Source organism: Streptococcus suis, assembly GCF_002960445.1.
Taxonomy (GTDB): Bacteria; Bacillota; Bacilli; order Lactobacillales; family Streptococcaceae; genus Streptococcus; species Streptococcus hyiners.
In genome coordinates this window covers 1-303 of the sequence record NZ_POJD01000039.1, presented here as the reverse complement: position 1 = coordinate 303, position 303 = coordinate 1, and the positions used below count along the sequence as shown (strand labels likewise).

Genomic DNA, 303 nt, shown 5'->3' with positions numbered 1-303 from the left:
TGGTGCTTTCTTCATCGGTGCACTTCCTTTGGTCTTGTCAGCAACACCTTTCAAGACTGCTGCTTCCCAAGTCTTTTGAATAGCATCGATGGAATCGCGTACACTGTCAGCGTCAGCAAGATTAACCACGTCTACTAGCTCAATTGGTAAGCCACGTTCGCTTAAAATCGTCTTAGCTTCAGCGGTTAGCTCTCGGCGTGTGATTTCTGCTTCACGGTCAGCCAGGTCCTGTTCACGCTTGTCAAGCTGGTACTTCTGCTTGTCTTCGGCGTTCATCTTGGCTAATTTCTTAGCTTCTGATTC

The 303-nt window shown here is 47.9% G+C and carries 1 protein-coding gene; it reads right to left on the bottom strand.

Annotated features, from left to right (window positions below):
- Positions 1-303: DUF4355 domain-containing protein (locus C1G53_RS00205; RefSeq protein WP_153046622.1), on the bottom strand; the 303-nt coding region annotated here is incomplete at both ends.